Genomic DNA, 15,125 nt, shown 5'->3' with positions numbered 1-15,125 from the left:
GGATCCCATGAAGCATTTATCTCATTTATGTTTTTCTGTTATGTTTTTATTGCTACTTATACAGCCCACGCTGGCCAGTGCTCAAACTCAGAGTTACCAATTAGGGGCTGGAGATACTATCATCATTAAAGTTTATGGTGAAGACGCATTAACACTTGAAACCAAAATCACCAATAGCGGTACCATAAATTATCCTTTTTTGGGGGCATTAAAATTGAATGGTTTAACTATTAAACAGGTAGAAAAGTTGGTTTTTGATGGTTTAAAGGGTGATTATTTTATTGAGCCTAGTGTGTTTGTAGGCATGGTTGAATATCGGCCATTTTATATTCATGGTGAAGTTAAAAAGCCTGGTGGTTACCCATATCAGCCAGGAATGACTGTAAACCAAGCTATTGCTTTAGCGGGGGGGTTAACTGAACGTGCTTCGCAAGAAAAGATTTCCATTTCTCGTGAGGGAAGCAAAGTAGAGTCCGAACAGGGTACTATTAATAGTGCCATTCAAGCTGGTGATACCATTACTATTGAACAGAGATTTTTTTAATGATCTTCCAAGAAAGACGTCAAAGTACTTCCTCAAACAATGTTATTAGCCCAGCAACAATGCAAATGGATCAACTTATCAATGTAAAAAAACTGCTTTTACCTATATTGCGTTTTAAGTGGAGAATTTTAGCTTTCACATTGTTAGTTACAGTGCTAACCATATTTGTGGTGTTAAGTATTACGCCAACTTATAGGGCTTCATCGACATTATTGATTGAGTCGGAGCAAGCTAAGGCGATTAAAATTGATGAAGTCTATGGGATTAATTCTGGTCAGCAAGAATACTACTTAACTCAGTTTGAAATTATTAAGTCTCGTAGTATTGCTGAACGGGTATTTAATGATCTTGATTTAATTAATCACCCTGCTTTTAACCGGCCACCAAGTTGGTTTTCTAAGCTTAAATCTCAGCTAAATTTCATTCCCAAAGAAGTTGCCACGGGTGATATCATAGTTAATCGAGACATTGCTAAACATCAATTAATAAATGGTTTCGCTCAAAGTATCAGTATTTCCCCTGTGCGTAAAACGCAGCTGGCGTATATTAGTTACGAAAGTACAGACCCAAAGCTTGCAGCACAAGTAGCTAATGCTGTAGGTGATACCTACATTATAAGCCAGTTAGAAGCTAAGCTCGGAATGACCCAGAAGGCTAATGTTTGGTTAGGGGGGCGTTTAGAAGGCTTACGCTTAAATTTGGACCAGTCTGAATATAGATTAGAACAATTTAAGCTTGAAAATGGCTTGATAGACGTTGAAGGGGTTACGGCATTAGATGCCAAAGAGTTAGAGCGTTTAAGTGATGAGATTACTGTGGCAAGATCGCGTAAAGCCGAAGCCGACAGCTTTATGACAGTGGTCAAACGTTATGGCGACACTGACATTAGTCGTTTAGAAAGCTTACCTGAAGTGACGTCACATCAGTCAGTACAGAATGTAAAACGCGAAGTGGTATTAGTTGAACGTAAGGTGTCTGAATTACAACAAGTTTATGGTCCAAAACACCCTAAAATGATTGCTGCACAAGCTGAACTTAATACCGTACAGAAAAATTTACATAAGCAAATAAGCCGGTTAGTCCAAGGGATTGAAGATGAAGCGCAAACTGCAGCGCAAAATTTAAAAGCCCTAGAATCGCAATTCAACTCGGCTAAAACTGCGTATCAAAACTTGAGTACGAAGGATATTGACTATCAGCGTTTATTGCGTGAAGTCGACACCAACAGGCAGTTATTTGACAGCTTTTTAGCTCGTCAAAAAGAAACCGCTGTCACAGGGGATTTTGATTCACCAGTTGCACGATTTACAGACCGTGCAGTTGAACCGTTATCACCTGAAAAACCAAAGAAAAAAATGATTGTTATTTTAGCATTTATGGCAAGCTTAGGTTTTGCTATTGTATTGGTTTTAGTTTTGGATTCGTTAAATGACACGATTAAGACTAGTGATGATGTTGAAAAAATACTGTCACAAAGGTCGTTAGGTTACGTGCCTAAAGCCAAGAAAGGCACTAGTTATGAAGATATTAATTTTGCTTTTTACGATACGAATTTACCTCTCCATGCGGAGGCTATTCGTACCATTAGGACTTCACTGTCATTGATGTCCATGGGTAATAAGTTATCGACCATTGAGGTGACATCATCTACTCCTAATGAGGGGAAAACCACGACATCAATGAATATGGCATTTGCCTATGCCACTATGGAAAAAGTATTAATTATTGATGCTGACTTACGTAAGTCTAGCTTAGGGATGCGCTTTGGTTTACCAACGTACCAGACCGGTCTTGCTAATATATTATCGGGCACAGACAGTGTGGATAATTGTATTGTAAAAGAAGTAAGACCTAATGTGGACGTTATGCCTGCAGGTGCCGTACCGTTAAATCCGCAAGAATTATTGTCCTCTAGTCAGTTTGATGAATTACTCACAATACTTAAAACCCAATACGGTAAAATTATTATAGATACACCACCTGTACATGCTGTAAGTGATGCATTAATTATAGCTTCATTATGCGATGCCACAGTGCTAGTGGTGAAAGCAGGACATACTCGCAGCGAAGCGATTAAGCTGACATTAGCTAAGCTAAATCAGGCTCGAGCTAAAGTGTTTGGCGTAGTGTTAAATCAATTCAATGTTAAAGATGCACTACAATATCAAGGAGATTATGGTTACTACCAAGCTTATGGCGCAGATTCTACAATTAAAGACTCTGTCACCAAGAAGAGTAAGGCAAATAATAAGGCATGATTGATTTACATTGCCATATCTTACCCAATATCGATGATGGGGCAAAATCTATTGATGAAGCCATTGGTCTAGTGGCGCTCGCTGTTGAGCAAGGGGTGTCACGCATGGTTGCGACACCTCATATACATTTGGGAATTTTCAACAATAATTTGCAGTCAATTAATAAGGCTTATGACCTGTTATGTGAGGCGTTGGCATTAACCAGTTTAGATGTGCAAATACGCACTGCCGCAGAGGTAAGAATTACGCCAGAAATCATGCAGTTTATTGAGCAACAACAATTGCCTTTTCTTGGCCGTTATCAGCAAAAAGATGTGTTGCTTTTAGAACTGCCTAGTAGTCATATTCCTCCTGGTACAGATAAGTTGATTAGTTGGTTATTGGCAAGAAATGTACTACCTATGATTGCTCATCCTGAGCGTAACCGAGAGTTACAATCTCACCCTGAACGGATAAACTCTTTTGTTCGGTCTGGTTGTTTACTTCAGTTAACCGCAGCGTCATTAATTGGCGACATGGGGCCAGCGCCACAAAAATTGAGTGAACTTTTTATTAAACAAAAGCTTTATTCGATTATGGCTTCTGATTGTCATTCATTAAACCGTCGTCCTCCAAAGTTGATGCAAGCCAGTAATATCGTGACAGAGTTGACTAGCCAAGAATATGCATATGCGTTAACGACGTTGGTGCCAGATAATATTTCTAATGCATTATTTGCGGAGTGCGGTGATTAATGACATGGGTAAAGTTGTCTCCACGCAAGATGGTTTACGCATTAATGATATTTGCATTGTTAAGCTTACTGCCTATGTTGATGCAAAAGGGCTTAGCCAATGCATATCATTTTAAATCGCGTTTTTATGTTGACCAATGGCAACAAGGTACAAAACCTACATCGTTACAATATGCTAATGCATTATTAGCTGCTGATTATGCTTTTAGTGTTGATGACAAAAACCCTCATTATTTGTTAACGCTAGCCAAAGTGATGGAGTGGGGGGTGTTTTCGCAACAAGAAAAACCGAATATTATAGTGTTTAATCAACTCTATTTAGATGCGATCACTCTGCGACCTAACTGGCCAAATGCTTACAGCGATTATGCGTACAATTTAGCTTTTATCCAGAAAGATATCGTGCAAGCTTGGCCGTATTTAGAGCAAGCCTTGCATTATGGTCCATATGCTCCAGAAGTGTTACATCAAACTTTAGCTATTGGTTTTGCTTATTGGCCCAGTTTAACCATGGCCCAAAAGCAAAAAGTATTTAGTAGCGCTTATATTGCAGCTAGTGCTAACTGGGAAATGTTTACCGATCTTAAAACGCTGGCTTTGAAGTATAAATTAGCCCCTGTGGTCTGTACTTATTTTGCTTATGCAACACCCGTTAGTGGTGAAGTTAATAAATGGATTAAACTGGATATGTGCCGCTAATGGATAATAAAATTACCCATACGACGATGACTTTTGGGTTATTTAATCGTTCTATGTTGCTAGCATTATGTGCAGTTATTATTTGGGTGCCTATTCCATTAGGTAGTAATCGAATTTGGGCATTGGCGATTTTAGAATTTGTTATTATTACATTAGCTATTGCTCATGTAGCATATTGTTTTAAACATGATGCGTTATTACTTCGTCACGAGTGGCAAAAAAAGCTGTTGTTACCCATAGTATTAATGCAGGTCTACTTATGTATGCAATTACTTAATTGGATACCGCTAATTGATACTGTTGACCCATATCAGACGGCACAGCAATTACTTAAGACCTTTTGTTATGCCCTGTTTATTTTATTAGTTAGTCAATATTGTCAGCAAGCTAAAGCATTACGTTGGTTGTTGATTGCTATCATTATTTCAGGTTGTTTACAGGCTTTTTATGGCACTGTACTCAATTTGTTGCAGCTTGAAGTATCACCCATTTTTGGTTATCACGATGGTGATAGGGCCCGTGGATCGTTTGTGTATCAAAATCATTTTGCTAATTATCTAGCGTTATGTCTTTCTATTGCTTTTGGTTGGTTATTATCAGAATTAAAAACTACCAAAAAAGAGTTCGATTTACGTGGGATGTTAATTGATTTGTTATCGACATTATTCAGTCAAAAACTCATTTTACGTTTAGCAATAGTGATTATGATTATTGGCTTAATCTTAAGTCGGTCGCGTATGGGGAATGCTGGTTTTTTTACCGCTCTGGCCGCTGTGTCACTGTTGTCGATATTTATTTATCGTCGTCCTGCAACCTTGTTTAAGCCTTTAGTTGTAAGTATTTTTATTCTAGATTTATTGATTGTGGGTTCTATTTTTGGCGTTGAGAAAGTTAAGCAGCGCCTCAATGATACCTCTTTTGCTTCAGAAACTCGAGATGAAGTAGTCATTGATAGCCTTCCTATTATTCAAGAACACCTTTTTACTGGTACTGGTGGTGGGAGTTTTTATACTGTATTCCCACAATACCAACCACAGTTTTATTCAGGTTTTTACGGCCATGCTCATAACGAATATATACAGTTTGTCCTTGAGTATGGTCTGGTAATGACTGTGATATTAGGTTTATGGGTACTTTATTCGTTTTGGTTAGCTTGTCGAACTATGTATTTACGTCACAATAAACTTTACAAGGGCGTCGCATTTGGTTGTGCAATGGCTATAGTGCACATGTTGTTGCATATTTCTGTCGACTTTCATCTGCAGTCACCCTCAAATACTTTATTATTTTTAACCATTTTAACCTTATGTTGGTTAGTACGTTATTTACCTGCTGACATCGCGCAAACTAAGTCTGCGCTTAATCCATTTTAGTTTTTTAATTTTGTCACTTTAGTTTTAGCGTTAGCTAAATAAGGATATTTATGAAAGTTGTTATTCCTGTTGCCGGTTTGGGTACGCGTATGTTGCCCGCCACAAAAGCAATCCCAAAAGAAATGTTGCCTTTGGTGGATAAACCATTGATTCAATACATTGTCGATGAATGTGTTAGTGCAGGGATTAAAGAAATCGTTTTGGTGACTCATGCCAGTAAAAATGCTATTGAAAACCACTTTGATAAATCTTACGAGTTAGAATCGACACTTGAGAAACGTGTTAAGCGTCAGTTATTGCATGAAGTGCAGGCTATATGTCCTAAAAACGTCACTATTATGCATGTACGACAAGGAGAAGCCAAAGGTCTTGGGCATGCTATTTTATGTGCTAAGCCATGTATTGGTGATAATCCATTTGCAGTAGTGCTTCCAGATGTGATTTTAGATTCTTATTCTGCAGATCAACGCACCGAAAATTTAGCTTCGATGTTAATTCGTTATCGCGAATCTAATGCCAGCCAAATTATGGTTGCACCAGTACCAGATGATCAAGTCAATAAGTACGGCATTGCTGATTGCCGTGGCGAAACTATAAACCCGGGTGACTCGACTAAAATATTTAAAATGGTTGAAAAGCCAGAAATTGGCCAAGCACCATCTAACTTAGCCGTTGTTGGTCGTTATGTGTTGTCTGAAAAAATTTGGGATTTACTTGCGAGAACGTTACCTGGTGCAGGGGATGAAATTCAGTTAACCGATGCTATTGATATGTTGATTGAGTCTGACACTGTCGAAGCTTTTAACATGACAGGTAAGTCACACGATTGTGGTGACAAGCTAGGCTACATGAAAGCCTTTGTTGAATACGGTTTGCGCGATCCTAAATTGGGTAATGGCTTTAAGAAAGAACTCGCTGGTTTGCTAGAAGAGTATAGATAATCATTAGCTTTGCTTCTTCTCTATACCATTATTCCGAGTGTTAATTGTCCAGTAACCATAAATTTACATGTGGTAGCAAAGTTTAAGCTTTTATCCAGGCTTAAGTTTTACTTGGATGACATATCGGATGACATATCGGATGACATATCGGGTGACACTGGTGGATCCCGTCATAATATGAGGTTATCAGCGGTATGTACTCTTTTCAGTGATATTTGGGCTCAGTTGATTATCATCGAGCAGTAACACCGCAGTCATCATTAGAGTGCTAAGACTATTGATATTGTTTTTAATGAGTTAAAGCATTTTTTTGATTAAATCGTGTAATATATTGATGTCGCGCAAGATGTTGAATTTAATCATTTTTAGTGAGATAGGTTAAATCTAATAGCACCATGTATATCTATTATTTAGAAATACACAGGGACTATTTTGTAATTCCCTAGCTGCGGGCGTTATACGCTAAAGCTATCATTAGAGTATATTTCAGATGAGAAGATTAGAATTGTTAGATTATGGACGTTTTTTCGCGGCTATAATTGTTATTTTATTCCACTATACTTTTAATGGCATAGCCAATGGAAAAATTGATTCCATACACCATGTAGATTCGATTATTTATTTCACTAAATATGGGTACCTTGGCGTTGAATTGTTTTTTATGATTAGTGGTTTTGTAATATTTCATTCTGCTAGAAATAGAACACCTGCTCAGTTTGCCGTTTCTAGAGCGACGCGACTTTATCCTTCATATTGGTTTGCTGTTATTTTTACCACCTTGTTTGCATTTTATTGGGGTGGCGATTTAATGTCAGTATACCCGAGCCAAATAGTTGTTAATTTTACATTGTTACAAAATTACTTAGGTATTGACCATGTTGACGGAGTGTACTGGACTTTAGTATATGAAATAAAGTTTTACTTTCTAGTTTTCTTTATACTGATGATAGGTTTGCAAAAGTATTTAAATCTGTTATTCATGTTATGGCCTGTTGCAATGCTTGCTGCTTATATCACTGGTTATGATTACCTTCCGTATTTAGGAGGGTATTTCTCTTATTTTTCAGCAGGGGCTTTATTTGCAATGTTACAATTAAGTAAATCGTTGAAAAATATATTATCAATTATGATATCTTTTGTTTTATGTTTGTTATATTCAACAGACATAGCAGTATCAAAATCAGAGTTAATGGGGATTGATTTTTCAGAATATATTGTAGGCTTAATTGTTATTATTTTCTTTGTTTTTTTTATTTTTCAAAACACAAAAAAAGCTCAATTATTAACACTTCCATTTTCAAAGACACTTGGTGCATTAACATATCCAGTTTATTTAATTCATGCTCACTTTGGATATATGTTCATTTCAAGATACGCCACAGAAGAAAATAAAATTTTTATTTATATTCTAACAATATCAATTGTTTTATCAGTTGCATATTTTATGCATAAAGTTATCGAAGAGCGCCTTTCTAATGTATGGAAAGCATTATTTATGAATACTCTTTATAAAGTGATAGTTAAAGTGCAGAGTATTCATGTTGGGTTGATAATTGCGTATAACAAATTGCTCAAACAAGGATAATTACACTTGACCATCGCTTCGTGACTATAGCCAATCATTATTTTCCTTCTTTTTTGCATTGTTATTTCAATCCTTCTTTAGATGAGTGCTTATAGTGATGTAACTTTTGTTTTTGGAAATAAAAAGCTAGCTTTTATCTGTGGGCTTCACATCAACGCTTTTCCTTTAAGCAGTTTACGCAGCCACATTCTGTTGGGGCTAAGCAGTGCTTGTAGCTCTATGCTTAATGGTGACAGTTCACCGCATAAGTTCGCTGCTAAGCATTCGGCGACTAATGGGCCTGAGCTTAGGCCGCGTGAGCCTAGTCCTCCTAACACATATAATCCGTCATAAATTGGTGCTGGTGTTATTTGCCAATAACGCTGCCATAGACTGGGTTTGTCCTTCGATTGCTGCTGAACAGCATAGCGTGTAAATAACGCTTCAACATCAGGTGCGCAACCCATTACTGGGAAGTGATCGCGACTGACCATCCTTACGCCGACTCTGGCATCGTTGTTTGAAACATCAATATCATTAGGCCAGTTTGAATTAGGAAAGCTTTGTTGCATTTTTAGGCTGTTTTCATGCTGCTCTATCGGGCAAAAATCAAGATGCTGTGGGTCTTTTACATAACTTGCTCCAACGCAATGTAATTGGTTATGTTGTGGCGTTAAATAACCATTGGCGCAGATAACAGTATTAAGCTGTGCCAGTTCACCTTGTGGCGGTACATGGCTTACTTGACCTCTAAAACCAGTGATTTGCAGGTTTTTTGTCTGTTTATACTGGGTAAGTTGAGCTCCAGAGGCGATGACGACCTGTTCGTGGGTTGCTATAGGGGTATTATTCCCGGCACTAAACAGTTGCCAGCCTGATGAGTGTGATTCAAGTGAGCTAATATCGCTATTATAAATAACGCGAACCTTGGTTAATGTTTGTGCTTTGGCAATGCTAGCTTGTGCGAATTCAAACGGACAAGCCCAGCCTCCTAATGGGTAGTAAAAGCCAGGTTTATCAATCTCGACGTTAGCAAGTCGTGTGGCTTGGTTTGGACTTACTGCAAAAGCAATTTCAGTTGGCCATGCTTGGCCATCAATAATTTTATCCAATCTTGTTTGGCTACGTTGATCGAAACCTGTATGTAATACACCGCACCACTGATGGCCTATTTCATATTCATTATCAACTAATGCCTGAATTCTGCGTCGACTGTATAGGAAGGCTTGTTGGAAAAATTGGCTTAGCGATCCATTTTCTGGCGTAAGTAAGGGATAAATGGCACCTTGTTTGTTACCAGATGCGCCTTGTCCTAATGTGTCATCTTTGCAATAAATAATTACATCTTTGCCGCGCTCAGCCAGAGATAAAGCAAGACTTGCAGAAGCTATACCGCCCCCTATAATAGCTATAGGGCTGTTGTTATTAGAATGTAACGGTGGCAATGGGTTATAAGCAAACTGTTGCTGTAGTTGTTGTCTTAGTGCGTTACGTTCTGCGATAGCAATGTCATCATTGGATTTTGATGATGTGGTTGATAAAAAACCGCATAGTGCTAGTTGCTTTTTGATAGCCGGAGCGACATCGGTATCATTTGTGCTGGCTGCTAAAAATGTTGCATTATCAACACTGAGCCGACCATATTGCCAAAGTGAACTTTGATTAAAATAATGATCTGAATAAGCCTCTTGGTTCGTATGGGGTAGGGCAAACCAATGTGTTATCCTTTGTTTACCAGGTGTGGCAATGACTTTGGCTTGCGCTAGTGGCGAGCCTTGATACAGGTCTATGATAAGTTGGTTTTGAAGTAGGCCTAGCCGCTGACAACCTTCAATGGCTGCAATTTCACCATTGAGTAGTGCTTGGGTAAAATCGAATAAATGATGGTCTGAATTAAGTAGCCCTTGTTGTTGCCATTTGTATTCTAGTTGCTTACGATTTACTGGGCTTTGTTCAAATACACTGATGTGAATGCGAGTTTTTTGCTGTTTCAAAGGGTTTTGCTGGTTAGCCTCTTGCAAGGCTGCCAGTAGTAGTATTATTTCGTGGCCATCGCCAAAACCGAGTTGGCCTAGCGTTAATAAATGTGGTTTAGTATTTGTGGCTGCTATTTTATCGTCACCGCTTTGCAATACTTCGGCGATATACTGCTTAAAAATATGGAGATATCGGCTATTTTGATTGACGTTGTTGCCCAGTAATTCACAAATATGCAACTCGTGTAAATTCGGGGATACAGATAATAAAGGTGTTTTATTCAAAATATTTTACTCAGGGCCGATAACTTGGCATTATTTTACCTGCGTTTATGGAAAGCTGACCACTTAATTGCTTTAAAGCAGCTATGATTGCCGCAATTAAGTACCGACATGTACCAAATGGATAGCATAAAAATGAAAAGAGTCGTGATCACCGGAATGGGTGTTGTTTCAAGTATCGGTAATAACAAGCTAGAAGTGACTGATTCACTTAAAGCGGGTCGTAGCGGTATTACTCACTCGGCACAGTTTGAAGAAATGCAATTACGTAGCAAAGTTTGGGGTGACATTAAAATGAACCCAGCTGATCATATCGATCGTAAAGCACTACGCTTTATGGGCGATGCTGCTGCATATGCTTACATTGCTATGCAGGAAGCGATTGCTGACGCTAACTTAACAGAAGAGCAATATTCTAATTTCCGTGTCGGCTTGATTGCTGGAACGGGTGGCGCATCTTCAAAAAACCAGGTTCAGGCAGCTGATACACTTCGTGAAAAAGGTGTTAAGCGTGTAGGCCCTTATATAGTGCCTCGTATTATGTCGAGTACTGCAAGTGCTTGCTTGGCGACACCATTTAAAATTAAAGGCACGAGCTATTCAATCAGTTCAGCTTGTGCCACTTCAGCTCATTGTATTGGCCATGCCGTTGAACTTATCCAAATGGGTAAGCAAGATATGGTTTTTGCTGGCGGTGCTGAAGAAGTCGATTGGACACTCACTATGGGCTTTGATGCTATGGGAGCACTATCGACTAAGTACAATGACACGCCTGAAAAAGCGTCTCGTACTTATGATGCCGATCGTGATGGTTTTGTTATTTCTGGCGGCGGCGGTATCGTTGTTGTTGAAGAATTAGAACATGCCTTAGCACGTGGTGCGAAGATTTATGCTGAGATTGTTGGTTATGGTGCCACATCTGATGGCTACGACATGGTTGCTCCGTCTGGAGAAGGTGCCGTACGTTGTATGCAGATGGCATTAGCTGATGTCGATACGCCAGTTGATTACATCAACACTCATGGTACTTCTACTCCTGTAGGTGACATGCGTGAACTTGAAGCATTGCGCGAAGTGTTTGGTGATAACATGCCTCCTATCGCATCAACTAAATCAATGACAGGTCATGCTTTAGGTGCTGCGGGTGTTCATGAAGCGATTTACAGCTTAATCATGATGGAAGACAGTTTTATTGCTCCAAGCATTAACATTGACAACCTAGATGAAAAAGCAACTGGCATGCCAGTAGTTCGTGAAATGCGCAAAGCAGAATTGAACACCATCATGAGTAATAGCTTTGGTTTTGGTGGCACTAACGCAACGTTAGTCATGCGTAAATATAAAGCATAAAACCTCATTAGTGGGGCAACCTGCGAATGATTTGAAAGCCAGCTTGGGTGACTATGCTGGCTTTTTTGTTGCCTTAAAAAGAGCAAAGGCCAAAACGCTAAACCCTATTAGGAACCCACTCGTACGTCATTTAATTAACGCCCACTACTACTTCATTTAATTAATGCCCATTACTGCGTCATTTTGATAACATCCACTAATACGTCATTCCGGTAGCGCTTTTGAGCCGGAATCCAGGTGTTAATGTTTTACGCTTTAAAGATCGCATGAAACAAACCAAGCAACACCTGGATCCCCGATAAAAGCATTCGAGGATGACGAGCTGTGAAGTAAGGATCGCTACCACAAGGCATTAGGAACCCACTAGCACGTCATTCCGGTAGCGCTTTTGAGCCGGAATCCAGGTGTTAATGTTTTACGCTTTAAAGATCGCATGTAACAAACCAAGCAACACCTGGATCCGTCCCGGTAGCGTTTCTGAGCCGGGATAAAAGCATTCGAGGATGACGGGCTGATTGCTTCATTTAATTAACGCCCACTACTGCTTCATTTCGATAACATCCACTACTACGTCATCCCGGTAATGCTTCTGAGCCGGGATCCATTCTTTGTTTTAGCTTTTCATTCAATAGAGCTTATGTCGCTTTGTTTTTAGTGGCTATAACATCCAAGTCAACAGCTGGACTCCCAATAACAGATCTTGAGAATGACGGAGTGGGTGAGTTTGGTATAAGATACTAGTTATAAAAAAACGCGATGTGATGTCGTTAAACTCGCAGTGAATAAGATACCCAAATGAAAATAATTGCCGATGAAAACATGCCTTATGTTGATGCCTTGTTTGGCTATTTAGGCAAGATTGAATATGTAAATGGCCGAACCTTGACTGCTAAACAAGTAGAAGATGCTGATGTGTTACTGGTGCGTTCGGTGACCAAAGTGAATGCTGCGTTAATTAAGAATGCGCATAAACTTAAATTTGTGGGTAGCGCGACAATTGGTACCGATCATATCGATGTTGATTATCTTTCGTTGCGCAATATTTATTTTACTAATGCCCCAGGCTGTAACGCGACTGCAGTAGGTGAGTATGCATTTATTGCCATGCTGGAGTTAGCGCAACGTTTCGGTGAGTCTCTAGCCGGTAAAGTGGTTGGGATTGTCGGCGCGGGTAATACCGGCACCGCAGCCGCGAAGTGTATGCAAGCTTATGGGTTAAAAGTATTGTTATGCGATCCCATTAAAGCATCGCAAGGTGATACCCGAGAGTTTGTGTCGCTAGACACTATTATTGAACAAGCCGATATTATCAGTCTGCATGTGCCTATCACTAAAGACGGTGAGCACAAAACCTGGTACTTGTTTGATGAAACTCGACTGAATAAACTAAAGCCCAATACTTGGTTACTAAATTGCTGTCGAGGCGAGGTTATTGATAATCGAGCGCTGATCAAGTTTAAACAACAACGTGATGATGTAAAGCTGGTGCTTGACGTGTGGGAAGGTGAGCCAAATCCAATGGCCGAATTAGTCGCCTTAGCAGAGTTTGCTACGCCGCATATTGCAGGTTATAGCCTTGAAGGCAAAGCCCGTGGTACGTTTATGTTGTATCAAAAGTGGTGTGAGTTACTCGATTTTCCGGTGAAAAAATCATTAGAAAGTTTATTACCGGCATTTCAATTTAACCAAATTGTAAATCAAGGTGATTTAACTGAAAGCCAATTGCTGAAATTGTCGCGTTTGGTCTATGATTTGCGTGATGATGACTTTAGTTTTAGAGGGTGTTTTTCAACAGCGACAGGTTTTGATTTAATGCGTAAAAACCACACTTATCGTCGTGAATATAGTGCTATCTCGTTAGCTCAATCTGTGGACTATTTATCTGATGGTACGATTAACCCACAGATGTTGAGTGCTTTAGGCTTTAATTAATTAGTTAAAGTATATAAGGCCGATATTGCCAATAGAACGACAGATTGAAGCTAAAAAACAGTAATTTTAACCAGTTGAGAAAAAATCACTTCAAAGTCGGCTTTTTTAGTACATTAACCCTAGTAAAGCACAACTAAACTAGGGTAGATTGATTGTTCAAACTGGATAATATGGAGTCGAGCGTTAATTATGTCTCAGGAATTTAATGTAGTCGTTTTAGGTGCATCGGGCGCAGTGGGTCAAACAATGATTGAGATCCTCGAGCAGCGTAATTTTCCGGTTGCTAAGTTGTTTCCATTAGCGAGCAGTCGCAGTGCTGGCGAAACAGTCAGTTTTCACGGTAAACAAGTTGAAATTCTTGACGTAGAAACGTTTGATTGGACCCAAGCACAAATTGGCTTCTTTTCTGCTGGTGGCGATGTGTCTGCTAAATGGGCGCCGATTGCGGGTGATGCAGGTTGCGTCGTTATCGATAACACCTCACATTTTCGTTACGACGTAGATGTGCCCCTGGTGATACCTGAAGTTAACCCAGAAGCCATTGCTGATTTCCGTAATCGCAATATCATCGCTAATCCGAATTGTTCAACGATTCAGATGTTAGTGGCTCTTAAGCCTATTTATGATGCTTTTGGTATTTCACGTATTAACGTAGCGACCTACCAGTCTGTGTCGGGAACCGGTAAAAAGGCGATTGATGAGCTAGCGGGTCAAAGTGCTAAATTATTGCAAGGATTACCGTCTGAGCCGACAGTTTATCCAAAGCAAATTGCCTTTAACGTATTGCCTCAAATTGATGTGTTTATGGAAAATGGCTACACCAAAGAAGAAATGAAAATGGTGTGGGAAACGCAGAAAATTTTTGGTGATGACGAAATTGTGGTTAATCCAACAGCTGTGCGTGTGCCTGTTTTTTATGGTCATTCTGAAGCTATCCACATTGAAACTCGTCAACCTGTTGATGCAGAAGATGTTAAAGCCGTTTTACGTGATGCACCAGGCGTAGAATTGTTTGATGATGATAGCGAATATCCAACCGCGGTAACTGAAGCTGCAGGTAATGATCCTGTTTATGTTGGTCGTGTTCGTAAAGATATTTCACACTCTCACGGTATAAATTTATGGGTTACTGCCGATAACATTCGTAAGGGTGCAGCATTAAACAGCGTACAAATTGCCGAAATTTTGATTAGAGATTACTATTAATTACGCTTTAACAATGTGTAATGACTTAATCAACAACGCGATTTAGTTTAAAAAGCCTGCAATGCGCAGGCTTTTTCCGTTTTACTGAGCCCAATAGTAGCAGGTGTGGTGAATCTAGTTTATAGTCGTAAACATATCATTTTTAACATCAATAACATCGAAATTGCCTGTAAAATTGGCTCACGATTGATGTGACTCGATACAGTTAACGACCATAATACTAACGATAAAAATTGCCTAAAGCCTGTTGCCAAATCGGTAACTCAA

General features: G+C 39.3%; 11 protein-coding genes. 10 read left to right on the top strand and 1 reads right to left on the bottom strand.

Annotated features, from left to right (window positions below; translation table 11 throughout):
* Positions 1–7 precede the first annotated feature (7 nt).
* The 7 genes from AAEY97_RS16600 to AAEY97_RS16570 all read left to right on the top strand — a co-directional run bounded on the left by AAEY97_RS16600 (position 8) and on the right by AAEY97_RS16570 (position 8,133).
* Positions 8–544: a polysaccharide biosynthesis/export family protein gene (locus tag AAEY97_RS16600; RefSeq protein ID WP_351000109.1), complete on the top strand. Its 537-nt coding sequence runs from the start codon at positions 8–10 to the stop codon at positions 542–544.
* A complete protein-coding gene (locus AAEY97_RS16595; RefSeq protein ID WP_351000106.1) occupies positions 544–2,802 on the top strand; it encodes a GumC family protein in 2,259 nt (752 codons plus the stop codon). Before AAEY97_RS16600 ends, AAEY97_RS16595 begins: the two co-directional genes overlap by 1 nt.
* A complete protein-coding gene (locus AAEY97_RS16590; protein WP_351000103.1) occupies positions 2,799–3,536 on the top strand; it encodes a tyrosine-protein phosphatase in 738 nt (245 codons plus the stop codon). Before AAEY97_RS16595 ends, AAEY97_RS16590 begins: the two co-directional genes overlap by 4 nt.
* Positions 3,536–4,234, top strand: coding sequence for a hypothetical protein (locus AAEY97_RS16585; RefSeq protein WP_351000101.1), 699 nt, complete (start codon positions 3,536–3,538; stop codon positions 4,232–4,234). Before AAEY97_RS16590 ends, AAEY97_RS16585 begins: the two co-directional genes overlap by 1 nt.
* A complete protein-coding gene (locus AAEY97_RS16580) occupies positions 4,234–5,607 on the top strand; it encodes an O-antigen ligase family protein (RefSeq protein ID WP_351000098.1) in 1,374 nt (457 codons plus the stop codon). Before AAEY97_RS16585 ends, AAEY97_RS16580 begins: the two co-directional genes overlap by 1 nt.
* 50 nt (positions 5,608–5,657) lie before the next feature.
* Positions 5,658–6,548 carry a UTP--glucose-1-phosphate uridylyltransferase GalU gene (gene galU, locus AAEY97_RS16575; protein ID WP_351000095.1) on the top strand — a complete coding sequence of 297 codons (891 nt, stop codon included), beginning with the start codon at positions 5,658–5,660 and terminating at the stop codon, positions 6,546–6,548.
* A 490-nt stretch (positions 6,549–7,038) separates the two neighbouring features.
* On the top strand, positions 7,039–8,133 hold the full coding sequence (locus AAEY97_RS16570) for an acyltransferase family protein (protein ID WP_351000092.1): 1,095 nt from the start codon (positions 7,039–7,041) through the stop codon (positions 8,131–8,133).
* A gap of 146 nt (positions 8,134–8,279) precedes the next feature.
* Here the strand turns inward: AAEY97_RS16570 and mnmC1 are convergent, their stop codons facing one another.
* Entirely contained in the window at positions 8,280–10,373 is a 2,094-nt protein-coding gene (mnmC1, locus tag AAEY97_RS16565) for an FAD-dependent 5-carboxymethylaminomethyl-2-thiouridine(34) oxidoreductase MnmC1 (RefSeq protein ID WP_351000089.1), read from the bottom strand.
* Between the two features lie 132 nt (positions 10,374–10,505).
* Between mnmC1 and fabB the strand changes: the two genes are divergently transcribed.
* The 3 genes from fabB (at position 10,506) to AAEY97_RS16550 (ending at position 14,858) form a co-directional block, all read left to right on the top strand.
* A complete protein-coding gene (gene fabB / locus AAEY97_RS16560) occupies positions 10,506–11,720 on the top strand; it encodes a beta-ketoacyl-ACP synthase I (protein WP_162024366.1) in 1,215 nt (404 codons plus the stop codon).
* A gap of 795 nt (positions 11,721–12,515) precedes the next feature.
* A complete protein-coding gene (locus AAEY97_RS16555; protein WP_351000086.1) occupies positions 12,516–13,652 on the top strand; it encodes a 4-phosphoerythronate dehydrogenase in 1,137 nt (378 codons plus the stop codon).
* A 189-nt stretch (positions 13,653–13,841) separates the two neighbouring features.
* Entirely contained in the window at positions 13,842–14,858 is a 1,017-nt protein-coding gene (locus tag AAEY97_RS16550; protein ID WP_011636866.1) for an aspartate-semialdehyde dehydrogenase, read from the top strand.
* Positions 14,859–15,125: the final 267 nt, after the last annotated feature.

The organism is Shewanella sp. TB7-MNA-CIBAN-0143 (genome assembly GCF_040310065.1).
In the GTDB taxonomy this organism is placed as follows: domain Bacteria; phylum Pseudomonadota; class Gammaproteobacteria; order Enterobacterales; family Shewanellaceae; genus Shewanella.
This window is presented reverse-complemented; position numbering and strand designations above follow the sequence as displayed.